The organism is Mycobacterium yunnanensis (assembly GCF_025823185.1).
In the GTDB taxonomy this organism is placed as follows: Bacteria; Actinomycetota; Actinomycetes; order Mycobacteriales; family Mycobacteriaceae; genus Mycobacterium; species Mycobacterium yunnanensis.
The window spans coordinates 240,174-262,389 of record NZ_JACKVK010000008.1 but is presented as its reverse complement, the minus strand read 5'-3'; the positions used below and the strand labels follow the sequence as shown (position 1 = coordinate 262,389).

Annotated in this window: 23 protein-coding genes and 1 riboswitch; of the genes, 16 read left to right on the top strand and 7 right to left on the bottom strand. The window is 68.2% G+C overall.

Annotation, left to right across the window (positions count from 1 at the left end):
* Positions 1 to 45 precede the first annotated feature (45 nt).
* The 3 genes from H7K45_RS11335 to H7K45_RS11325 are packed head-to-tail and all read left to right on the top strand — an operon-like array spanning position 46 to position 2,328.
* Complete coding sequence (locus H7K45_RS11335) at positions 46 to 639, top strand: peptide deformylase (RefSeq protein ID WP_263995904.1); 594 nt, start codon at positions 46 to 48, stop codon at positions 637 to 639.
* Positions 639 to 1,529 carry an N-acetylglutamate synthase, CG3035 family gene (locus H7K45_RS11330; RefSeq protein ID WP_263995903.1) on the top strand — a complete coding sequence of 297 codons (891 nt, stop codon included), beginning with the start codon at positions 639 to 641 and terminating at the stop codon, positions 1,527 to 1,529. Before H7K45_RS11335 ends, H7K45_RS11330 begins: the two co-directional genes overlap by 1 nt.
* A gap of 4 nt (positions 1,530 to 1,533) precedes the next feature.
* Positions 1,534 to 2,328 (top strand): exodeoxyribonuclease III, encoded by a 795-nt coding sequence (locus H7K45_RS11325; RefSeq protein ID WP_263995902.1) that lies wholly within the window; start codon positions 1,534 to 1,536, stop codon positions 2,326 to 2,328.
* On the opposite strand, the gene H7K45_RS11320 is transcribed toward H7K45_RS11325, so the two are convergent.
* On the bottom strand, positions 2,325 to 3,068 hold the full coding sequence (locus H7K45_RS11320) for a YoaK family protein (RefSeq protein WP_263995901.1): 744 nt from the start codon (positions 3,066 to 3,068) through the stop codon (positions 2,325 to 2,327). The genes H7K45_RS11325 and H7K45_RS11320 overlap by 4 nt on opposite strands.
* A gap of 253 nt (positions 3,069 to 3,321) precedes the next feature.
* Here H7K45_RS11320 and H7K45_RS11315 point away from each other — a divergent pair, with 253 nt between their 5' ends.
* Positions 3,322 to 3,555: a hypothetical protein gene (locus tag H7K45_RS11315; protein ID WP_263995900.1), complete on the top strand. Its 234-nt coding sequence runs from the start codon at positions 3,322 to 3,324 to the stop codon at positions 3,553 to 3,555.
* 6 nt (positions 3,556 to 3,561) lie between these two features.
* On the opposite strand, the gene H7K45_RS11310 is transcribed toward H7K45_RS11315, so the two are convergent.
* On the bottom strand, positions 3,562 to 5,313 hold the full coding sequence (locus H7K45_RS11310; RefSeq protein ID WP_263995899.1) for an MFS transporter: 1,752 nt from the start codon (positions 5,311 to 5,313) through the stop codon (positions 3,562 to 3,564).
* A 141-nt stretch (positions 5,314 to 5,454) separates the two neighbouring features.
* Positions 5,455 to 5,570, top strand: a riboswitch (TPP riboswitch).
* Here H7K45_RS11310 and thiC point away from each other — a divergent pair.
* From thiC to H7K45_RS11260, 10 genes are all read left to right on the top strand, one after another.
* Entirely contained in the window at positions 5,561 to 7,162 is a 1,602-nt protein-coding gene (gene thiC / locus H7K45_RS11305) for a phosphomethylpyrimidine synthase ThiC (RefSeq protein ID WP_263995898.1), read from the top strand. (Overlaps the previous riboswitch by 10 nt.)
* Positions 7,159 to 8,004 (top strand): bifunctional hydroxymethylpyrimidine kinase/phosphomethylpyrimidine kinase, encoded by an 846-nt coding sequence (gene thiD, locus H7K45_RS11300; RefSeq protein WP_263995897.1) that lies wholly within the window; start codon positions 7,159 to 7,161, stop codon positions 8,002 to 8,004. The genes thiC and thiD overlap by 4 nt, the downstream gene beginning before the upstream one ends.
* The gene (locus H7K45_RS11295) at positions 7,994 to 8,629 is read left to right on the top strand and encodes an alpha/beta hydrolase family protein (RefSeq protein ID WP_263995896.1); all 636 of its coding nucleotides are present in this window, start codon (positions 7,994 to 7,996) and stop codon (positions 8,627 to 8,629) included. Before thiD ends, H7K45_RS11295 begins: the two co-directional genes overlap by 11 nt.
* Positions 8,629 to 9,240, top strand: a complete 612-nt coding sequence (locus tag H7K45_RS11290; protein ID WP_263995895.1) for a septum formation family protein — start codon at positions 8,629 to 8,631, stop codon at positions 9,238 to 9,240. Before H7K45_RS11295 ends, H7K45_RS11290 begins: the two co-directional genes overlap by 1 nt.
* 43 nt (positions 9,241 to 9,283) lie before the next feature.
* Complete coding sequence (locus H7K45_RS11285; RefSeq protein WP_263995894.1) at positions 9,284 to 10,771, top strand: flavin-containing monooxygenase; 1,488 nt, start codon at positions 9,284 to 9,286, stop codon at positions 10,769 to 10,771.
* A gap of 14 nt (positions 10,772 to 10,785) precedes the next feature.
* Positions 10,786 to 11,055 carry a DoxX-related protein gene (locus H7K45_RS11280; RefSeq protein WP_263995893.1) on the top strand — a complete coding sequence of 90 codons (270 nt, stop codon included), beginning with the start codon at positions 10,786 to 10,788 and terminating at the stop codon, positions 11,053 to 11,055.
* A 106-nt stretch (positions 11,056 to 11,161) separates the two neighbouring features.
* Positions 11,162 to 12,001: a polysaccharide deacetylase family protein gene (locus H7K45_RS11275; protein ID WP_372512557.1), complete on the top strand. Its 840-nt coding sequence runs from the start codon at positions 11,162 to 11,164 to the stop codon at positions 11,999 to 12,001.
* Positions 12,002 to 12,019: 18 nt separating this feature from the next.
* Entirely contained in the window at positions 12,020 to 13,240 is a 1,221-nt protein-coding gene (locus H7K45_RS11270; protein WP_263995892.1) for an APC family permease, read from the top strand.
* Between the two features lie 128 nt (positions 13,241 to 13,368).
* A complete protein-coding gene (locus H7K45_RS11265) occupies positions 13,369 to 14,694 on the top strand; it encodes a uracil-xanthine permease family protein (RefSeq protein ID WP_263995891.1) in 1,326 nt (441 codons plus the stop codon).
* Positions 14,695 to 14,707: 13 nt separating this feature from the next.
* Positions 14,708 to 14,968, top strand: a complete 261-nt coding sequence (locus H7K45_RS11260; protein ID WP_263995890.1) for a hypothetical protein — start codon at positions 14,708 to 14,710, stop codon at positions 14,966 to 14,968.
* On the opposite strand, the gene H7K45_RS11255 is transcribed toward H7K45_RS11260, so the two are convergent.
* Positions 14,941 to 16,140, bottom strand: coding sequence for an acyl-CoA dehydrogenase family protein (locus H7K45_RS11255; protein ID WP_263995889.1), 1,200 nt, complete (start codon positions 16,138 to 16,140; stop codon positions 14,941 to 14,943). The genes H7K45_RS11260 and H7K45_RS11255 overlap by 28 nt on opposite strands.
* Positions 16,141 to 16,192: 52 nt before the next feature.
* On the opposite strand from H7K45_RS11255, the gene H7K45_RS11250 reads away from it, so the two are divergent.
* Both H7K45_RS11250 and H7K45_RS11245 read left to right on the top strand, forming a co-directional pair.
* Positions 16,193 to 17,395 (top strand): NAD(P)/FAD-dependent oxidoreductase, encoded by a 1,203-nt coding sequence (locus tag H7K45_RS11250; RefSeq protein ID WP_263995888.1) that lies wholly within the window; start codon positions 16,193 to 16,195, stop codon positions 17,393 to 17,395.
* Positions 17,392 to 17,727 (top strand): cupin domain-containing protein, encoded by a 336-nt coding sequence (locus H7K45_RS11245; RefSeq protein ID WP_263995887.1) that lies wholly within the window; start codon positions 17,392 to 17,394, stop codon positions 17,725 to 17,727. Before H7K45_RS11250 ends, H7K45_RS11245 begins: the two co-directional genes overlap by 4 nt.
* Positions 17,728 to 17,736: 9 nt before the next feature.
* Here the strand turns inward: H7K45_RS11245 and H7K45_RS11240 are convergent, their stop codons facing one another.
* The 4 genes from H7K45_RS11240 to xylA all read right to left on the bottom strand — a co-directional run bounded on the left by H7K45_RS11240 (position 17,737) and on the right by xylA (position 22,207).
* Positions 17,737 to 19,002, bottom strand: coding sequence for a sugar ABC transporter permease (locus H7K45_RS11240; protein ID WP_263995886.1), 1,266 nt, complete (start codon positions 19,000 to 19,002; stop codon positions 17,737 to 17,739).
* Positions 19,003 to 19,013: 11 nt separating this feature from the next.
* The gene (locus H7K45_RS11235; RefSeq protein WP_263995885.1) at positions 19,014 to 19,799 is read right to left on the bottom strand and encodes an ATP-binding cassette domain-containing protein; all 786 of its coding nucleotides are present in this window, start codon (positions 19,797 to 19,799) and stop codon (positions 19,014 to 19,016) included.
* 7 nt (positions 19,800 to 19,806) lie between these two features.
* On the bottom strand, positions 19,807 to 20,880 hold the full coding sequence (locus H7K45_RS11230; protein WP_263995884.1) for a sugar ABC transporter substrate-binding protein: 1,074 nt from the start codon (positions 20,878 to 20,880) through the stop codon (positions 19,807 to 19,809).
* A gap of 103 nt (positions 20,881 to 20,983) precedes the next feature.
* Complete coding sequence (gene xylA / locus H7K45_RS11225; RefSeq protein ID WP_263995883.1) at positions 20,984 to 22,207, bottom strand: xylose isomerase; 1,224 nt, start codon at positions 22,205 to 22,207, stop codon at positions 20,984 to 20,986.
* Positions 22,208 to 22,216 lie beyond the last annotated feature (9 nt).

Below are 22,216 nucleotides of genomic sequence, written 5' to 3'. Positions count from 1 at the left end.
GCCCGCGAGTCGGCACCGGAGAGGCCGCCCACTAATCTTCTCCTCATGGCCGTCGTACCCATCCGCATCGTGGGAGATCCCGTCCTGCACACCGCGACCAGTCCGATCCCCGTCGGCGACGACGGTTCGCTGCCCGCGGAGCTCGCCGATCTCATCGGTGACCTCTACGACACGATGGACGCCGCCAACGGTGTCGGGTTGGCAGCCAACCAGATCGGGATATCCCAGCGGGTGTTCGTCTACGACTGCGCCGACGAACGCGGGATGAGCTCGCGCCGCCGCGGCGTCATCGTCAACCCGGTGCTCGAGACCTCCGAGGTGCCCGAGACGATGCCCGATCCGGACAACGACGACGAGGGTTGCCTGTCGGTGCCCGGCGAGTCCTTCCCCACCGGCCGGGCCAGTTGGGCGCGGGTCACCGGACTCGACGCCGACGGCACCCCCATCACCCTGGAGGGCAACGGGCTGTTCGCCCGGATGCTGCAGCACGAGACCGGACACCTCGACGGCTTCCTCTACATCGACAAGTTGATCGGCCGGCATGCCCGCGCGGCGAAGCGGGCCGTCAAGTCGAACGGCTGGGGCTCCCCCGGGCTGACGTGGACTCCCGGTGAGGATCCCGACCCGTTCGGACACTGATGGCCCCTGACGTTCCCGAGGTCGGCACCCGGGTCAGCCTGCGGTACCGGCTGCCTGCGGGATCGGTGCCGCCGATGAGCGACGTCGTCGGGCATCTGCGTGAGGTGGGACCGACGCTTCTCGTCGAGACCAAGGCCGGCGACGTGGTGAACGTCTCGGTGGCCGACGTGGTGTCGTTGCGTCCGCTGTCGGCCGCACCGGTGCGCAACCGCGACATCCGCAACCTCGAGCATGCCGCTGCGCTCGGCTGGCCCGGGGTCGAGCGCGAATGGCTCGGCGGCTGGCTGCTGCGGGCAGGTCATGGCAGCACCAGGCGAGCGAACTCGGCGGTGCCGCTGCTGCCCACCCCCGGCGAACACACCGACCAGATCGCCCAGTGGTACGCCGCCCGCGGGCTGCCGGCGCTTCTCGCCGTGCCGGACCGTCTCGTTCGCATCTCTGCCGATCGTCCGACCGACGGCGAGAACGTCGTGATGGCAAGGCATCTGGCCGACGGCGTCGACGCGGCACCCCTGAAGGTGACGTCTCGACCGGACGACGACTGGTTGCGCCTGCATCCGCGACGGGTGCCGGTCGACGTGCTCACCGCGGTCGTGGACGGCGTGGTGGGCTTCGGGCACGTCGAGGACGCGGCGGTGGGGCGGGCGGCGGTCACCGCGGCTCCGGACGGCACCCGGTGGGTCGGCCTGTCGTCGGTCCACGTCGCCGAGCACGCGCGACGACGGGGTCTGGCCCGCGCGCTGTGTGAGGCGCTGCTGCGGTGGGGCGCCGATCAGGGTGCGACCCGTGCCTACGTGCAGGTTCTCGCCGACAACGCACCGGCGAAGACGCTGTACGACACCATGGGATTCGCCGAGCATCATCGCTCCCGCTACGTGTCGCTAGGGTAACCGCGTGCGCCTGGCCACCTGGAACGTCAACTCCATCCGCTCCCGCATCGACCGCGTCACCGGTTGGCTCGAACGCGCCGACGTGGACGTGCTGGCCATGCAGGAGACCAAGTGCACCGACGCGCAGTTCCCGACCATGCCCTTCGCCGCGCTGGGCTACGACGTGGCTCACGTCGGCCACAACCAGTGGAATGGCGTCGCGATCGCCTCCCGCGTCGGGCTCGAGGACGTCGCCGTTGGCTTTCCGGGGCAGCCCGCCTTCAACGACTCCGACGAGGCCAGGGCGATCGGGGCGACGTGCGGTGGGGTCCGGGTGTGGAGTCTCTACGTTCCGAATGGCCGCACGGTCGAGGACCCGCACTACGCCTACAAGCTGGAATGGCTTGCGGCGCTTCGTGATAGCGCATCGGGCTGGCTGGCAGCGGACCCGACCGCACCGATCGCCCTGGTAGGCGACTGGAACATCGCGCCCACCGACGACGACGTGTGGGACGTCGAGGTCTTCAAGGGGAGCACGCACGTCACCGAGCCGGAACGGGCGGCGTTCCGTGCCATCGAGGGCGAGTTCGCCGACGTGGTGCGTCCGTTCGCACCACCGCCGGAGAACTTCACCTACTGGGACTACACGCAGTTGCGGTTCCCCAAGCGCCAGGGCATGCGCATCGACTTCATCTTGGGCTCACCGGGTTTGGCGGCCCGCGTCACCCACGCCGAGATCGCCCGCGACGAGCGCAAGCCCGGCAAGAAGGGGACGCCCGCGCCGAGCGACCATGCCCCCGTGCTGGTGGACCTCGACTAGCGCCGAATCAGGACGGCCGGGGGCGCCGACGGATGGGCGTCGGGTTGCGGCGCGTGCTCGCTGGTGACGAGCGGGCTCGCGGGCTCCTTGAGCAGTCTGACCAGGGCCCAGATCGCCAGCGCCGTCAGCATGGCGGCCGGCACCAGGAACGCCGTTTGTCCCAACCAGTGCTGCAGCACGCCGCCGAGCACCGCGCCGGAGGCCAGGCCAGCCCACAGCGGGCCCTGGATCCAGAAGGACGGGGCGGGCTTGTGCAGCAGCAGGTTGGCAAGTCCGGCGCCAAACCGGACGATGGTGCCGGTGACGTAGGTCAGCGCCATGCTTCGGCCCGCCTCGTCCTGCAGCGTGGCGTTCTGTAGACCCAGTGCCAGTACGACCGGGTACGCGTGCCACGGGATCGCGTCGGAGGCCACCGGCAAGAAGGCACCGAGGGTCAAGAGACTGGACTGGATGCCCAGGAGGGTGACCAACCGCCATCGTCCGGACCAGGCGGCGATCAGCGTGCCGAGGAAGGCGCCGAAGCAGAAGACGGCGATCACCCCGCCGAAGCGGGCAACCATGACCCACTCGGCCGAACTGGCGGCCTCGCCCATGCGGGTGGTGTTGCCGCTCATGAAGGACAAGAACAGTTGCGAGTACTCCATGAAGCCGATCACGTCGGCGGTCCCTGCGATTGCGGCGAGGGCGACGGCGAATCGGTTCCTGGTGGTGGCGTCGGCGGGATATCCCTTGTCCGGCATGAGCATGTCCTCCGCGCTGTGGTGGGTGTCGGGCAAAGACGGTCACTTCCACCGATACCGGGCAGATCCACCCGACGCCGCGCGCGAGGCGGCCTTCATCGAGAACGCATATGTGTCAGGGATGTTTCGCGTACCGCGCCAGATATGCGTTCTCTATGAGCACTTTTCGCGGCGTTCTCGGGGTTCGAGGCCCGGGTAGTCCTGCGGTGAGCGCGAGAACGCGCATCATCGAACACTCGACGAAGGAGAAGACATGTCGTTCACCACACTCGCCGTCGCCCCCATCCTGGCCGCGGCCGGAATCGCCCTCGGGGTGGCTGGCGCACCCGTTGCCCTGGCCAACGATCCGTGCGACGTCGCCGTGTCCACGTCGCGGTGCCTTGGCCCGGAGGGTGTCGAGGGCGGCACCACCCCCAACGTCGATCCGGGACCGGGCGCGCAGAACGGTCCGTACGGACCGTGGGGCAATCTGCCGCCGCTCGGCTGACGGGGCTCAGGCGGCGTTGTCGGCGCCGGCCTCGGTGCCGTAGCGGCCAGGGTTGAACAGCGACGCCGCCGCTCCGAGCAACATCATCACCGCGGCGGCGATGAACACGACCGTCAGGCCGGAGTGGAACGGCTCGGTGATCAGCTGCGGGAAGAACGTCTTGCCGGTCAGCAGATCCGCGTTGACGCCGGGTTGGTCCAGTGCACCCGATGGGCCGAGCAATTCGCCCATCGGGTTGTAGCCCAGGAATGCCGCGAAGAGGCTGCCCACCGGCGGCAGGTTGGCCACGTCGCCGGCCACCGACGGCGAAACCCCTTGCGCTTGAAGGCCACTGTTCAACGCCGAGGGCAGGGTGTGGGCCAACCCGACGATCATCAGGGAGAAGAAGACACCGATGGACAACGACGAGCCCGCGTTGAAGAAGGTCGCGCGCACACCGGATGCCGCACCGCGCTGAGCGGCAGGCACGCTCGACATGATGGCCGCGGTGTTGGGGGCGGTGAAGATGCCGCCGCCAAGGCCGTTGAGGAACACCAGAAGTGCGAACACCCAGTAGTCGAAGTTGACGGGAATCAGCACCAGCGCAATGAAGGTCGCCGCCATCAGCAGCATGCCGCCGACGGTGAAGGGTCGCGCGCCGAAGCGGTCGGACAGCGAACCCGCGACGGGGCCGGCCACCAGGAAGCCGACGGTGATCGGCAACAGGTAGATGCCGGCCCACAGCGGGGTGGACTCGAAGCTGTAGCCATGCAACGGAAGCCAGATGCCCTGCAGCCAGATGATGAGCATGAACTGCAGCCCGCCGCGGCCCATCGACGACATGAGACCGGCCAGGTTGCCCATGCCGAACGATGCGGACTTGAACAGCCGCACGTCGACCATCGGAGACTCGACGTGCAACTCGATGAAGCAGAACGCCACCAGCAGCAGCAAGCCAATGCCGATGGCGCCCAGCACCATCGGGTTGGTCCACCCGGTCGACGCACCACCGTAGGGCTGGATGCCGTAGGTGATGCCGGCCAGCAGCACCGTCAGCCCCAAGCCGAAGGTGAGGGTGCCGGGCCAGTCCAGCTTGCCCGGTGTGCGTGAGCCGAGTTCGCGCAGCGACCGAACACTCCAGATGGTGCCGGCGATGCCGATCGGCACGCCCACCCAGAAGATCGCCTTCCAGTGCCACTCGGAGAGGAACCCGCCGATCAGCAGACCCAGGAACGAGCCGGCGACGGCCGAGACCATGTTGACCCCGAGTGCCATGCCACGCTGATTGGCGGGGAAGGCGTCGGTGAGGATCGCCGAGGACGACGCCATCAGCATCGCGCCACCGACGCCCTGCACCACGCGCCAGCCGATCAGCCAGAGCGCACCGCCGCCGAGGTGGAACGGGTCGAAGGACAGCGCGATCGCGGCGACGGTGAACACCACGAAGCCCCAGTTGTAGATCCGCACGCGGCCGAACATGTCGCCGAGCCGGCCGAAGGGAACCACCAGCACGGCGGTGACCACCAGGTACCCCATCAACATCCACAGCAGGTAGCTGACGTTGCCGGGGGCCAGCGGGTTGAGCCCGATGCCACGGAAGATGGCCGGCAACGAGATCAGCACGATGGAGGCGTTGATGGTGGCCAGCAGCGTTCCAAGGGTGGTGTTGGACAACACGACCCACTTGTAGTGCGGATGGTCGTGGTCGATGCGCCGCCTGCGGGTGGCGGTGTCGGTGAGGGCTTCGTCGGTCTTCGTCATCTCGATCTCAGTCGTCATCGGCGTCGTCTCGCTATGTCGGCAATGCTGGCGTGCGGGGCTGCGCTGCCCAAAACACATATGTTAGCTATACAAAACATCTCGTGGCAATTCCTATTCCCCTACCCCTCGCGCGCATGCCGTGCTCTGGGGTACGTTCAACCTCGTCCGCGCGGGAGCGCACGCAAGTGCGCTGAGAGGACGGCTAGGAACGAGCGCCGTCGACCGTATGAACCTGACCGGGTAATGCCGGCGTAGGGAGTGTTCGATGACTGCTGTTTCCGACCCCGTTTCCGTGACCACCGGCCGCATCACCGGCAGCACGAAGGTCTACCGCGAGTTGCCCGACGGCGGCAGGGTGCCGTCGCGCCGGGTGAATCTCACCAACGGCGAGCACCTCGACCTGTACGACACCTCGGGCCCGTACACCGACCCGTCTGCGGTGGTCGACCTCGCCGCCGGGTTGCCGCCGCGGCCGGGGGTCCGGCGCGACCGCGGGACGCAGTTGCAGCGCGCCCGTGCAGGCGAGATCACCGCCGAAATGGCGTTCATCGCCGAACGCGAAGGCGCGCCAGCCGAATTGGTGCGCGACGAGGTGGCCATCGGACGTGCGGTGATTCCCGCCAACCACAACCACCCCGAGAGCGAGCCGATGATCATCGGCAAGGCATTCGGAGTCAAGGTCAACGCCAACATCGGCAATTCCGCGGTGACGTCGTCGATTGCGGAGGAGGTCGAGAAGATGGTCTGGGCCACCCGCTGGGGTGCCGACACCATCATGGATCTGTCCACCGGCCGCGACATTCACGCCACCCGGGAGTGGATCCTGCGCAACTCCCCGGTGCCGGTGGGCACCGTGCCGCTGTATCAGGCCCTCGAGAAGGTCGACGGCGAACCGACCGCGCTGACGTGGGAGATCTACCGCGACACCATCCTCGAGCAGTGCGAGCAGGGCGTCGACTACATGACCGTGCACGCAGGCGTGCTGCTGCGCCACATCCCGCTGACGGTGAACCGGGTCACCGGAATCGTCAGCCGCGGCGGGTCGATCATGGCCGCGTGGATGCTCTCCCGGCACACGGAGTCGTTCCTCTACACGCACTTCGCCGAGCTGTGCGAGATCCTCGCCCGCTACGACGTCACCTTCTCCCTCGGCGACGGGTTGCGGCCCGGATCCATCGCCGACGCGAATGACGAGGCGCAGTTCGCCGAGCTGAGAACCCTTGGCGAGCTCACCACGATCGCGAAGGCCCACGGTGTCCAGGTGATGATCGAAGGACCGGGCCACGTACCGATGCAGAAGATCGTCGAGAACGTCCGCCTCGAGGAGGAGCTGTGCGAGGAGGCCCCGTTCTACACCCTCGGCCCGCTGACCACCGACATCGCGCCGGCCTATGACCACATCACCTCCGCCATCGGCGCCGCGATCATCGCCCAGGCCGGCACGGCGATGCTGTGCTACGTCACCCCGAAGGAGCACCTCGGGCTGCCCAATCGCAAGGACGTGAAGGACGGCGTGATCGCCTACCGCATCGCCGCACACGCGGCCGACCTGGCCAAGGGGCATCCCCGCGCGCAGCAGCGCGACGACGCGTTGTCCAAGGCCCGCTTCGAGTTTCGCTGGCATGACCAGTTCGCGCTGTCGCTGGATCCGGACACCGCCCGGGACTTTCACGACGAGACGCTGCCCGCCGCGCCGGCGAAGACGGCGCACTTCTGTTCGATGTGCGGGCCCAAGTTCTGCTCGATGCGCATCAGCCACGACGTGCGTGACGCCTTCGACCACGACCTCGCCAAGCAGGGCATGGCGGAGAAGTCGAGGGAGTTCACCGCCGGCGGCAACAAGGTCTATCTACCCTTGACGACGTGAACTACCTTCCGCTCACCCCACCGGGGCAGACGCCACTGCGCGTGATGACCATCGCCGGGACCGACTCCGGCGGCGGCGCGGGCATTCAGGCAGACCTGCGAACGTTCGCCCTCCTCGGCGTGCACGGGTGCGTGTCGGTCGCGGCGGTCACCGTCCAGAACTCGTTGGGTGTCAAGGCGTTTCACGAAATCCCGGTCGACGTCGTCGCCGGCCAGATTCGGGCCGTCGCCGAGGACATCGGCATCCAGGCGGCCAAGACGGGCATGTTGGCCTCCTCGGAGATCATCGGTGCCGTCGCCGGCACCTGGCGCAATCTGTCCACCGAGGGCTTGGCGCCCCCGCTGGTGGTGGATCCGGTGTGCGCGTCGATGCACGGCGATCCGCTGCTGCGTCCGTCGGCACTCGCGACGTTGCGGGACGAGCTCTTCCCACTCGCCGCGTTGGTCACCCCGAATCTGGACGAGGTCAGACTGATCACGGGCATCGAGGTCGTCGACGACGCCACTCAGCGTGACGCCGCCCGTGCGCTGCATGCGATGGGACCGGCGTGGTCGCTGGTCAAGGGAGGGCACTTGCGCACCTCCTCGCGCAGCACCGACCTGCTGTTCGACGGCACCGAGTTCCACGAGTTCGTCGCCGAGCGCGTCGACACGGTGCACGACCACGGCGCCGGTGACACCCTGGCGTCGGCGACGGCGGCGGCACTTGCCCACGGCTGGTCGATGCCAGAGGCGGTGGCCTTCGCGAAGGGGTGGGTCACCGAATGTGTGCGCGCCGCATACCCGTTGGGCGCCGGACACGGTCCGGTGTCACCGCTGTTCCGGCTCGCCGATGGCGTTTGACGCCATTGCGGGCGTGGCGCACGCGCCTGCCGGCGACGAGACCGGGATCGTGCTGCTGACCCACGGCGCTGGCGGCAACCGCGACTCGCCGATGCTGGTCAAATTGTGCGACGAATGGGCCAGCCGCGGCTGGCTCGCGGTGCGCTACGACCTGCCCTATCGCAGGCGTCGGCCCAAGGGCCCGCCGTCGGGTTCGGCCACCGCTGACCAGGCCGGCATCGTCGAGGCGGTGGCCCTGGCCCGCTCGCTGACCAAGGGCCCGGTCCTCGCCGGCGGGCACTCCTACGGCGGTCGGATGACGTCGATGGCGGTCGCCGACGGCCTGGCGGTCGACGTCCTCACCCTGTTCTCCTATCCGTTGCATCCGCCGGGCAAGCCCGAACGCGGTCGCACCGAACACCTTCCCCTGATCACCGTGCCCACGGTCTTCACCCACGGCACGTCGGACCCGTTCGGCACCGTGGAGGAACTGCGGTCGGCGGCCGCCCTGGTCGCCGGTCCCACGGAGCTCGTCGAGGTGACCGGCGCCCGCCACGATCTCGGCTCGAAGACGCTGAACGTGCCTGCGCTGGCCGTCGACGCAGCTCTCCGGTACTGCGACCCCAATCCTGCTAAGTTCCGGTGATGACCTGGCCGTCGGGAGACCCGAATCAGCCGCCCGCGTACCAGCACCCCGGGGCGCAATACCCGCCGCCACCGCCCCTGCCGTACCAACAGGGCCCCTACGGCCCGCCGGGACAGTACGGACAGCCGCCCGCCGGCTACCCGTATCCGGCGCCACCGCCGAAGAAGTCGCGCAAGGGCCTCATCATCGGATTGTCGGTGGGCGCCTTCGTCCTCGCCGCGATCCTGGTGGGTGCCGCGGTGTTCTTCGTCATGGCCAACAAGGACAAGGTCGTCGCGACCGATCTGGCCGTGGGCGACTGCCTGACGGAGATCCCCGACGCGACGCTGATCCGGATGGTCCCCAAGACCGATTGCAGTCAGCCGCACGCCGGTGAGGCGTACGCGGTGCTGACCATGCCCGACGGCGCCTACCCCGGCGAGGCGACCATCAGCGACTGGCAGAACAAGTGCCCTGCCGAGTTGGAGTCCTACTCCCCCGATGCCATGCAGGACTCCTCGGTCGGGGTGTTCGTGCTCTACCCCACCGCCGAGACGTGGGGCCAGGGTGACCGCGCCATCGTGTGCATCGCCACCACCGAGGACAAGCGCACAGGATCGCTGAAGGGCTGACTGGGGAGCAGGTCGAACTCAGTACCTGAGGTACCGTCTTGCCATGACTTCGGAGCACTACGACGCAGTCATCGTCGGAGCAGGGTTCGCCGGAATCGGCGCGGCGATCGCGCTCAAGCGCAACGGCATCGACGACTTTGTCATCCTGGATCGCGAAGACGACCTCGGCGGCACCTGGTACGTCAACCACTACCCGGGCCTGGCGGTCGACGTCCCCACCACGACCTACTCCTACTTCTTCGAGCCCAACCCGAACTGGTCGCGCCTGTTCACCCCCGGCCCGGAGATCAAGCAGTACGCCGACGACGTCGCCGACAAGTACGACGTCCGCAGGAACATGCGGTTCAACACCACGGTCGAGGGCGCCCGCTGGGACGAGGACGCCAGCCAGTGGCGCATCGCGCTGGCCGACGGCGCGACGGTCACGGCGCGCTACCTCATCACCGCGACGGGATTCCTGTCCCAGCCCGCGGTGCCCGACATCCCCGGCATCGCCGACTTCGCCGGGAAGGTCGTCCACACCACCGAGTGGGAGGACGACTTCGACCCCTCGGACCGACGCATCGCGGTGATCGGCACCGGCGCGACCGCCGTGCAGCTCATTCCCGAGCTCGCGAAGAAGGCCGCCGACCTGACCGTCTACCAGCGCACCCCGATCTGGGTGGTGCCCAAGATCGACGTGCGGTTCGGTGAGCGCGCGAAGCGGATGTTCGCCCGCGTCCCGGCGACCCAGCGACTCCTCCGCTGGCTGACCTCGTCGATCTACGAGGTGATGGTGTCGGTCGGAGTGCGGCACTACCGCACGTTCCGAGGACGGTTCAACATCTCGGCCGCCGACCTGTCCCGCATGCACCGCTTCGCGGTGATTCGCGATCCCGACCTGCGCCGCCGGCTGACCCCCGACTACGACTTCGGCTGCAAGCGCCCGACGTTCTCCAACGGCTACTATCGTGCGTTCACCAAACCGCACGTACACCTGCAGGACGCCGGGATCGACCACATCGTCGCCGACGGCATCGTGGGCAAGGACGGCACCAAGAACGACGTCGACGTGCTGGTGCTCGCAACCGGCTTCGACCTGTGGGAAGCTAACTTCCCGGCCGTCGAGGTCATCGGACGCGAAGGGCGCGATCTGGGAAAGTGGTGGCGCGACACCAGGTTCCAGGCCTACCAGGGTGTGTCGATGCCGTACTTCCCGAACTATCTGAGCTTGGCGAGCCCGTATGCGTTCCTCGGTCTGAACTTCTTCAACACGATGGAGTATCAGATGCGGTTGATGGACCGGCTGTTCACGGAGCTCAAGCGTCGGGGCGCTACCACCTTCGAGGTCACCGAGGACGCCAACACCGCATTCCTGGACCGGATGACCGAGTTGCTCGGCGACTCGCTGTTCACCAACGGCAACTGCGGTAGTGCCCATTCGTACTACTTCAATCCCGCGGGTGAGCCCACGCTGTTGCGGCCGTCGTCGACCGAGGCGGCCATCAAGGAGGCCTCCGAGTTTCCGCTGACCGACTATCAGATTGCCTGACGAGAGGAATCGCAGTGCCGCAGGAGAAGACGTCCACGCCCGCCACCATCGCCGGATTGGCCCTGGCCGGAACCGGAGTGGCGCACTTCGTCCGCCCGGAGCTGTTCGAGGGCATCACCAAGGCGGCATTTCCCACCGACACGGCGCGCTTCCTGAAGATCAACGGCGGGCTCGAGACGGCCCTGGGGCTCGGCGTGGCCGTCCCCCAGACCCGCAAGGTCGCCTTGATCGGACTGCTCGGCTACGGCGGCTACCTGGCCGTCAACGTCATCCGCAACCGCTAAGACCGGCACCCAGCCGACTGTCAGCCCAGCTTCCCGGGTTGTCGGGCGTTCGGCAGCTACCCTGCTGAACGTGCCCAATGTGACCAGAGTGACGAATGGGACTTTGCTGTCCCGGCGCAACTTGCTCGCGGGGGCCATCGCGTCGGCGGCCGGCATCGCCCTGGTGCGTTGCGGCGCGGATGCGTCGAGCCAGGCCGCGCAGGCGCCCGCACCGGCGCCGCCCGCTGCGCTCCCGACCGCTCCCACCTGGCCGGAACTGCTGCCCGCCCCCGCACCGCAGGACCGGATCCCCCTGCCCGGCGGCGGCGTGCTGAGCGCTCTGCCCGGCCCGGGGGACCTCCTGTCGCTGACCCTCGACGACGGCGTCGACACCGCGGTGGTACGCGCCTACGCGCAACTGGCGAAGGACACCGGCATCCGCCTGACGATGTTCGTCACCGGGGCGTTCTCCTCCTGGACCGACAACCGCGACCTGCTGCAGCCGCTGGTCGACTCGGGCCAGATCCAGCTGGGCAACCACACCTGGGTTCATCCCGACCTGACCAAGCTGACCGGCAGCCGGATCGCCGACGAGCTGAGGCACACCGACCAGTTCCTGCACGACACCTTCGGCGTCGACGCCACGCCGTACTACCGGCCGCCCTACGGCGCCTACAACGATCTGGTGCAGTCGGTGGCCGCCGACTTCGGCTACACCCAGACCGCGCTGTGGGACGGCAACATCGGCGACGACCAGATCCTGACGCCGCGCGACATCGTCGCCAACGCCGACCAGTACTACGTCCCGCAGAAGATCGTCATCGGCCACCTCAACCACCCACCGGTCACGGGCGTCTACCACGAACTGGTCGACATCATCCACGACCGCCGCCTCCGCACGGTCACGCTCAACGACGTCTTCACCAAACCGGAGACAAGCCGCCTCACCTCCGCCTACCCGGCCTGACGCCGCTACGCTGCACGCGTGGCCGCGCCGGAACCGCCCGCCCTTCGACGCACCCTCGGAACCGCGGACGCCGTCACCATCGGCCTCGGCTCGATGCTGGGCGCCGGTGTGTTCGTCGCGCTGGCCCCCGCGGCCGCGGCCGCGGGGTCGGCGTTGCTGGTCGGCCTGGCCGTCGCGGCCGTCGTCGCCTACTGCAACGCCACCTCATCGGGGCGGCTCGCCGTGCTCTACCCCCAGTCCGGCGGCACCTACGTCTACGGCCGGGAGCGGCTCGGCCCGTTCTGGGGCTACCTGGCCGGGTGGAGCTTCGTCGTCGGCAAGACCGCGTCGTGTGCGGCTATGGCCCTGACCGTTGGGGTGTACGCCTGGCCCGACCACGCGCACGCGGTCGCGGTCCTCGCCGTGGTGGCGCTGACGGTCGTCAACACCGTGGGGGTGCAGAAGTCGGCGTGGCTCACCAAGGTTCTCGTCGTGATCGTGCTGGCCGTGCTGGCCGCGGTCGTCGTCGCGATCGCCACGTCCGACGGCGCCGACGCCGCGCGCCTCAGGCTCGACGACGCGAGCGCGCTCGGCGTGTTGCAAGCCGCCGGACTGTGCTTCTTCGCGTTCGCCGGATACGCGCGGATCGCCACCCTGGCCGAGGAAGTGCGGGATCCGACGCGCACCATCCCCCGTGCGATCCGGATCGCGCTGGGGATCGTCCTGATCGTCTACGCCGCGGTCGCGATCGCCGTGCTGGCCGAATTGGGCGCCGCGGGAATGGCTTCGGCGACCGCGCCGTTGGCCGACGCGGTGAGCGCCGCCGGTCACCCCGAGCTGACCCCGGTGGTGCGGGCTGGCGCGACGTTGGCCGCGCTGGGCTCGCTGCTGGCGCTGATCCTCGGGGTGTCACGGACCGCTCTGGCGATGTCGCGGGACCGCCACCTCCCGCCCGCCCTGGCCGTCGTCCATCCGCGGTTCGCCACCCCGTACCGCGCGGAGCTCGTCGTCGGCGCCGTCGTCGCCGTGCTCGCGGGCGTCCTCGACCTACGGGGCGCGATTGGCTTCTCGTCGTTCGCGGTGCTCGTCTACTACGCAATCGCCAACGCCTCGGCATTCACGCTGAGCGCCAAGCTGATTCCGGTCCTGGGCTTCGTCGGCTGCGTCGTCCTGGCGTTCACGCTTCCGGTGACGTCGGTGCTCGCCGGGATCGCGGTCGTGCTGGCCGGGTCGGTGGCCTACGCCGTGCGCCGAGTGTGAAGTCGTCGGCGAAGAACGGCCGAAAGCTCGAAGACGCGTTCACACTCGGCACGCGCCGTCAGGCCTAGCCGCCGCCGGTTCGGCGGATGAGTCGCGCGCGGACCGCCGATGGTGTGTAGTCGACAACCGTGATCTCACTTGGCTGGAAACCCGTCCCATCCGACGCCTTCGTCGTCGCGCCGGACGAGCGACTGAGCTGGCCGCGGACCATCGGCATCGGCGCGCAGCACGTCGTGGCGATGTTCGGCGCCACGTTCCTGGTTCCGGTGCTCACCGGGTTCCCGCCCGCCACCACGCTGCTGTTCTCCGGGATCGGCACGGTGCTGTTCCTGATCATCACCGGCAACCGACTGCCCAGCTATCTGGGCTCGAGCTTCTCGGTCATCGCACCGGTGACCGCGGCAGTGGCGTCCCACGGCGCCGGCAGCGCGCTGGGCGGCTTGGTCGCCGTCGGCGTGCTGTTGATCGTCGTCGGCGGCATCGTCCACGTCGTGGGCACCGGGTGGCTCGAGGCGACGCTACCGCCGGTGGTGACGGGTGCGATCGTCGCGCTGATCGGCTTCAACCTCGCACCCGCTGCGAAGAACAACTTCGAGAAGGGCCCCGTCGACGGTCTGGTCACGCTGGTGCTGCTCGTGGCGATCCTGGCCTTCTTCCGCGGCATCATCGGCCGGCTCGCGATCTTCCTCGCGGTCCTGGTCGGCTATCTGGTGGCCCTGGCCCTGGGGCACGTGGACACGTCGGCGATCGCCGCTGCGCCGTGGATCGGCCTGCCGGACTTTCAGGCGCCGACCTTCAACCTGTCGGTGCTTCCGCTGTTCCTGCCCGCCGTCATCGCGTTGATCGCCGAGAACATCGGACACGTCAAGTCGGTGGGCCAGATGACCGAGACCGACACCAACCCGGTGATGGGCCGGGCGATCGCCGCCGACGGTGTCGCCACCACGCTCGCGGGATTCGGCGGCGGTTCGGCCACCACGACTTACGCCGAGAACATCGGTGTGATGGCCGCAACCCGGGTGTACTCGACGGCGGCCTATTGGATTGCCGCGATCGTCGCGATCGTCTTGGCGATGTGCCCCAAGGTCGGTGCGGCCATCTCCGCGATCCCGCCCGGCGTGCTCGGCGGGGCGACGATCGTCCTCTACGGACTCGTGGGTGTCCTCGGCATCCGCATCTGGCTGACCAACCACGTCGACTTCGGGTTGCCGATCAACCAGATGACGGCAGCCATCCCGCTGATCATCGGAATCGCCGACTTCACGTGGCAGCCAGGCTCGTTGATCTTCACCGGGATCTCGCTGGGCTCGATCGCCGCACTCGTCGTCTATCACGGAATGCGGTTGCTGGGGTTGCGCACGGCCAGGGCCGAGGACGACGACTCCCGCAGAATCGTCGAAACCCCCGCCGCACGGATTGACGTGCGTGACAATGACGGCGAGTCGGCCAAGTGAGGGGACAGACGAGATGAAGAAGATGGCAGCGGTGCTGTTGACGTCGGCCGCCATGGGAGCCCTACCGTTCGCGGTGGCCCCGGCGGCACAGGCCGACATTTGTGCGGGGGCCGGTGGACGGCACGTGTCGGTGGGCGGATGCACCAACGTCGCAGGCGACGTGGCACGCGGCGTGGCCATCGCGTCCTCGGACACCCCGTACGTCTGGGGTGAGGTGCCCTGCTACACCGTGGAAGGCGTGCCGTACTACACGCCGCCAGGTGACCCCTGCTGACGACCCTCCAACACCGCTGACGGCCCACGGTTCATCAACTGACGGGCCACGATGAGGCGTTGAATCTCGCTGGCGCCCTCCCAGATCCGCTCGACGCGCAACTCCCGGTACATTCGCTCGGCGACGTTCTCGCGCATGTAGCCCCGTCCGCCGAAGATTTGGACGCTGCGGTCGGCGACCCGGCCGGCCATCTCCGAACAGTAGAGCTTGGCCATGGAGGCCTGCGCGTGCAACGTCTTCCGGTCAGCGCCACCGTCGATCGACCGGGCCACCTCGTAGAGCATGGTGCGCGCGGCGAACAGTTCGGTCGCGCAGTCGGCCAGCATGCCCGCCACCAGTTGGTGCTCGCCGAGCGGCTTGCCGTCGACGACCCGTTCCCTGGCGAACGCCGTCACGTCGTCGACGAGGCGCTGGGCGGCTCCGACGCATCGGGCCGCGACCATCAGCCGCTCGAATCGGAACCAGTCCTGGGTGAAGGTCATGCCCTCCCCCTCGGCGCCGACGAGGTTCTCCACCGGCACCCGAACCCCGGTGAAGGCCACGATCGGGTGCTCGTCGGCGATGTGATGTGAATAGTGAGGCGTACGAACCACTTCGACGCCCGGCCACGGCAGGTCGACGATCAGTAGCACGTGCCGACCTTCGAACTCTCCTCCGACCAGCACTGCCTGCACGAAGCAGTAGTCGGCCAGGTTGTAGGACGTGACATGCCACTTGACGCCGTCGATCACGTACTCGTCCCCGTCCCGGCGTGCGGTGGTCGCCAGCGCGGAGACGTCCGAGCCGGCGAACTCCTCGGTGATCGCGTAGGCCTCGTGCTTCTCCCCGCGCACCGCGGGCAGCAGCCACCGCTCACGTTGGTAATCGGTGGCGACGTCGACCCACCACTGCGGTGGCGTGGCCATCACCCAACCGAGCCCGTTGGTCGCGCGACCGCACTGCTCCTGCACCAGCACCTGTTGCAGCGCGGTACACCCCCGGCCACCAACCGAGGTCGGCATGTTGGTGGCCAACAGTCCCAAATCGATTGCCCTGGAGTGGTGTTCGGCGGTCACCTCCTTCGGGAGCTGACCACCAGCCATCTCGGCCTCGAGCTCGAGCGGGATCAGCGAGTCGACGAAGTCGTGCGCCGTGTCCCGGATGCGTCGGTCCGCCTCCGATAGCCCGTACATTCGCGCTCCTCGCTCTTGACTGAGCGTTCAGTCTATGTCAGCGTTCAGTGCTATGACTAGTTCCACCCAGGCTAACGTGGTGGTGGTCGGTGGCGGCACCGTCGGCGCGTGGACGGCGGTCCTGCTCGCCGAATCCGGCGCGGGCAAGGTCGTCTTGCTGGAAGCGGCCACGCTCGGCGACGGCGCCAGCAGCCGCGCCGCGGGCATGGTCCGCGCCCAGGGCGGCACCGAGACCGCCATCGTGCTCGGTCTGCGCGCCCAGGAGTTCTACGCCGCCAGCGGTGATCGCTTTCCGCTGGACTGCGGATTCGTCGCTCAGGGCTACCTCATGCCGGCGTTCACCGAAGCCGAAGTGCAGCAAGCTCATTCCCGCATTGCCCTGCAGCAGCGCCTTGGCCTCACCGTTGAGTGGCTGTCGAGCGAGGAGCTCGACGCCCGCGCCACGGGACTGGCGCCCGGGGTGAGCATGGGCGCCTCCTACGCCCCGGGAGACGGTTACGTCGACGCGCCACGCAACGTGCTCGCCTACACCGCAGCGTTGGTGGCGCGCGGGGTCGAGGTCCGCGAGCACTGCGCGTTCACCGGTCTGCGCACCGCCCACGGCCGAGTGATCGGCGTCGACACCACCGGCGGGCCGGTCGACACCGGCCGCGTCGTGCTGACCGGAGGGCCCAAACTGGCCGCGGTGGGCAGCACGGCCGGCGGCCGCATCCATGCCGGCGGCGCACGGCATCAGGTCGTCGTCACCGCCGCACCACCCACCGTCGACGTTCACTCGTTGCCCATGGTCTTCGACGTCACCTCCGGCATCTACTGGCGACCAGGCGAGGCTGGCGGCGTGTTGTGGGGCATGAGCAACCCCGACGAAACTCCCGGCACTGCAGTCGACTTCGACACGCTCTACTACCGCAAGGCCCGCGACCGAATGGAGCACCTCTTCCCGGCGGTAAGAGGCCTCGGACTTCGACGGTCGTGGGCGGCGACCATCGACTACACCCCCGACCACCTGCCGATCCTCGGTCCGTTGCTCACAGACGACGGTCCGGTCGAGGGCACGGTCGTGGCGAGCGCCGCCGGGCACGGCATGATGTGGGGCCCCGCGGTGTCACAGGTGGCCGCCGACCTGACGACGACTGGCCGGTGCGACTGGCTCGACCTCACCGACCTCGGACTGGACCGGTTCGACGCCGAGGGCAACAGCCGCGCCGAACCCGAACCAATTTCGCTCCCGTTCCCCGAAAGGGCCGCTCCGTGATCACCAGCCTGCTCCTCGACGCCGCCGACGCCGAACTCGAGGACTGGGGGCCGCTCGACGAGGCCACCGGTGCCCCGATGGCCACCCACGGACTGGAGGTGTGGGTCGACGGTGACTCGTCGGCCGGCATCTGGCAGTGCGCTCCGGGCCCGTCCCGGTGGACGCTGGAAACCCACGAGGTGATCTATCTCGTGGCGGGCCGCATGACGGTGACCCCCGACGGTGGCGAGGCGGACGACATCGGACCCGGCGACGTCGCCGTGTTCCCGAAGGGCTGGACCGGCACGTGGGACATCCACGAGACCGTGCGGAAGGTCTACTCCATCTTCTGAGCGGCCGGGTCAGCCCAGGCCCGTCGCCGACCGACGGCGTCGCGAGATGGCGTCGACGCTGGCCGCGAGCAGCAGCACTCCACCGGTGACCAGAAAGTTGATGTAGGACGACTGGTTCAGCAGGCCAAGGCCGTTGGCGATCGTGGCGACGACCACGCCACCGATGACCGCGTCGACCGCCCGCCCCTTGCCGCCGAAGAGGCTGGTGCCGCCGATCACCGCCGCGCCGACCGCGTACAGCAGCACGTTGCCCGCCCCCGAGGACGCGGACACCTTGCCGCCGTAGGACGCCGCGATGATCCCACTGACGGCCGCGAGCGACGAGCCGATCACGAACACCGAGATGCGGATCCGGTCGACGTCGATGCCGGCGCGCCGGGCCGCCTCGGCACTCCCGCCGACGGCGTAGAGGTGCCGGCCGTAGCGGGTTCGAGTCAAGACGAAGGTCAGAACGATGAGCAGCACGACCACCAGCGGCAGCACGTAGGGGATGCCACGGATTTCGATCCGGGGGTTCACGCTGCGGTTGAGGCTCAGCAGGAAGGTCACGCCCAGCGTCACCGCGGCGACGCCGACGATGCGGCCGATCACGACCCCCAGTGGGGCGTGGTGCAATCCGGCCGCGACCTTGCCGCGGTGCTTGACCAGTTCGAACGCGGCGAAGGCCACGACGACCAGAAGCGCACACGCCCACCCCACGGCCACCGGCAGATTGCCGATCGTGATCCCGCGGATCACGGGATCGTCGACCCGGACCGAGCCGCCCTCACCGATCAGCTTGAGCGTCACGCCCTGCAGACCGAGGAAGAACGCCAGCGTCACGACGAACGACGGGATGCCCAACTTGGCCCGCAGCAGCCCGATCGCCAGGCCGATGACGGCGCCACAGAGCACACCGCCCAGCACGCCGGCCCACCACGGCCAACCCTGGCCGGTCATCGTCAGCGCCATCACGCACGCCGACACGCCGCCCGCCACACCGGCGGACAGGTCGATGTCGCCGAGCAGCAGCACGAATACGAGACCCATCGCGAGTACGCAGATCGACCCGGCCTGGGTGACCAGGTTGGCCAGGTTCAGCGCCGAGAGGAAGCGTTCGTTGGCCAGCCCGAAGACGGCGAAGAGCACGACGAGGCCCAAAATCGCGGGCAGCGATCCCATGTCGCCGCCGCGCACCCTCGCCCAGTAGCTGCGGGCCGCATCGGCGAACGTGGCGTCCGAGTGACTGTCGACCGCGAAGGCGGCGTCGTCGAGTTCGGGCTTGGTGGTGGTCATGTCGCGTTCCTTCACGTCGACTGGGCGGCGTCGGCCGGGGTCAGGCCGAGGCTGCCGGAATGGCCGGAGGTGATCAGCTCGACCACCTGACCGCGGGTGGTCTCGGCGGTCTTGACCTCGGCCGCCACCCGACCCAGGTACAGCGCGCAGATGCGGTCGGCCACCTCGAAGACGTCCATCATGTTGTGCGAGATGAGGACGACGCCCAGGCCCTGGTCGGCCAGGCGCCGCACCAGGTCGATGACCTGACGCGTCTGCGCCACGCCAAGAGCCGCCGTCGGCTCGTCGAGCAGTACCACCTTGGAGTTCCACAGCACGCACTTGGCGATCGCGACGGTCTGCCGCTGCCCGCCGGACAGGCTGGAGACGGTCTGACGCACGGACTTGACCGTGCGCACCGACAGCGATGCCAGCGCTTGGCGGGCCATCGTCTCCATGCGCGCCTCGTCGAGCACGCCCCGCCGCCGGATCTCCCGGCCCAGGAACATGTTCGAGACGATGTCCAGGTTCTCGCACAGTGCGAGGTCCTGATAGACGACCTCGACGCCGAGGGCGGCGACGTCGTTGGGGCCGTGCACCGTCACCGGCTTGCCCTCGAACAGGTACTCGCCGGCGTCGATCGGGTGGATTCCGGCGATCGCCTTCACCAACGTCGACTTGCCTGCCCCGTTGTCCCCGACCAGCGCCGTCACCTCACCGGGGTAGACGGCGAAGTCGACGTCGCGAAGGACGTGCACCATGCCGAAACTCTTGTTGACTCCTCGCAGTTCGAGGATTGGCGCCACCTGGTCGGTCATCGGCCGGTCAGAGCCCCGCCGCGCTGCACATGGCTGCGAACTGACCGGCGCACACCTCGTCCTTGGACTGGCCACCGTCGGACAGCACCACGTCGACGTTGGTCTTGGTGATCGACTTCGGGGTCAGCAGCACCGAGGGAACGTCGCGGTTGCCCTTGTCGTCGCGGGACTTTCCTGGTGCGTCGACCGACTCACCCTTGACCAGCGCGATGGCGGCCTTGGCCAAGGCGCCGGCTTCTTCCTTCGCCGACTTGTAGACGGTCATGCACTGGGTGCCCGCGAGCACGTTCTGCAGACCTTCGACCGTGGCATCCTGACCGGTGACCGGCACCTGCCCGGCGCGGCCGTTCTTCTCCAGGATCGAGATGACCGAACCCGCGAGTCCGTCGTTGGCGGCGTAGACGCCGTCGATCCGGCCGTCGGCGGCGGTGTTCATCTGCTCGAAGATGCTGACGGCCTTGTCGTTGTCCCAATCGGGAACCGACTGTTCACCGACGATCTTCACGGTCGGGGTCTTGTCGACCACGGAATGCGCACCGGCGGTGAAGAGCGTGGCGTTGTTGTCGGTGGGAGACCCGTTGAGGAACACCACGTTCGACGGCTTGCCCGCCAGGCAGTCGACCAGACCCTGGCCCTGCAGCTGGCCGACTGTGTTGTTGTCGAACGAGACGTAGACGTCCGCCGAACCGCCGAGGGTCAGCCGGTCGTAGTCGATGGTCTTGACGCCCTGGCTGGCCGCCTTCTGCTGGATCGAGGCTCCGCTGTCCGAGTCGAGGTTGACGATGGCCAGCACGGTGACCCCGTCGGCGATCATGCCGTCGGCGATGGTGGCCATGTTGTCCGCCGATCCCTCGGCATTTTGGATCGTGTAGGGCACGCCGGCGGCCTTGAAGGCCTCTTCGAGCGCGGGCCGGTCCTTGGATTCCCAGCGCACCGACGACTTGGTGTCGGGCAGGATCACGCCGATCTTGCCCTGAGCCTTGGCATCACCACCACCGCCCCCGCCGGAGTTGCCGCCGCTCCCGCTGCTGCTGCAGCCGGACAACACCAGCCCGGCACCGACGACTACGGCAAACACCATTGATGGCACACGGTTCATGGAATGCTCCCCACATCTAGATTTGTTCTTGCCGACAACATATAGCGTGACGTGTATCACGTCTAGCGCCTGCCGTTTCGGCAGTTCAGCGGGCGCCCAGCAGATGCTCGATTGCCAGCTGGTTGAGCCGAACGAAGCCGGATCCCCTTGCCCCAAAATATGATTGGGCATCGAAGTCCTCCATGGCCGAGCGGTCGGCCAACAGGTCGCGGTAGGTCTCGCCTGCGTCGAGGGTGGGCTCGCGCAACTCCGCGACCCGCGCCAAGTCCATGGCCTCGGCAACGTCGGGATCGGCCCGGAATGCCGCCGCGCGCTGCTTGAGCAACAGGTACATCCGCATGTTGGCCGCCGCGGAGAACCAGACACCGGAAACGTCCTCGGTACGACTGGGCTTGTAGTCGAAGTGCCGGGGACCGGCATAGCTCGGGCCGCCTCCGGGACCACCGTTCTCCAGCAGGTCGACGAGCGCGAAGGCGTTGGCCAGGTCGCCGTGGCCGAAGACGAGATCCTGGTCGAACTTGATGCCGCGCTGGCCGTTGAGGTCGATGTGGAACAGCTTGCCGGCGTCCAGCGCCTGGCTGATGCCGTGCACGAAGTTCAGGCCCGCCATCTGTTCGTGCCCGGTCTCGGGGTTGACGCCGACGATCTCGGAGTGATCCAGCGACTCGATGAACGCCAGCGCGTGACCCACGGTCGGCAGGAGGATGTCACCCCTGGGCTCGTTGGGCTTGGGCTCGATGGCGAAGCGGATGGGGTAGTCGTGGTCGACGACGTACTGGCACAACAGGTTCAGCGCCTCGCGATAGCGCTCGAAGGCAGCTTGGACGTCCTTGGCGCTGTCGTACTCGCTACCCTCCCGGCCACCCCAGATGACGAACGTCTCGGCACCCAGTTCAGCGGCCAAGTCGAGGTTTCGCAGCACCTTGCGCAGCGCGAAGCGTCGCACGGAGCGGTCGTTGCTGGTGAATCCGCCGTCCTTGAACACGGGCTGGGAGAACAGGTTGGTGGTCACCATCGGCACCACCATCCCGGTGGACTGCAGCGCCGCCACCAGCCGGTCGACTGCTCGCCGACGCTCGGTGTCCGTCGAGCCGAACGGAAAGAGGTCGTCGTCGTGAAAGGTGAGGCCGTGGGCGCCCAGTTCGGCGAGTCGCTCGACCGCTTCGACCGCGTCGACTTCCGGACGGGTGGCCACTCCGAACGGATCCGACGCCGTCCACCCCACGGTCCACAGGCCGAAGGAGAACTTGTCCGACGGTTGCGGAGTGATGCCGTCGGCGACTGCGACACTGGACTGGACTACGGACATCTCCGCCTC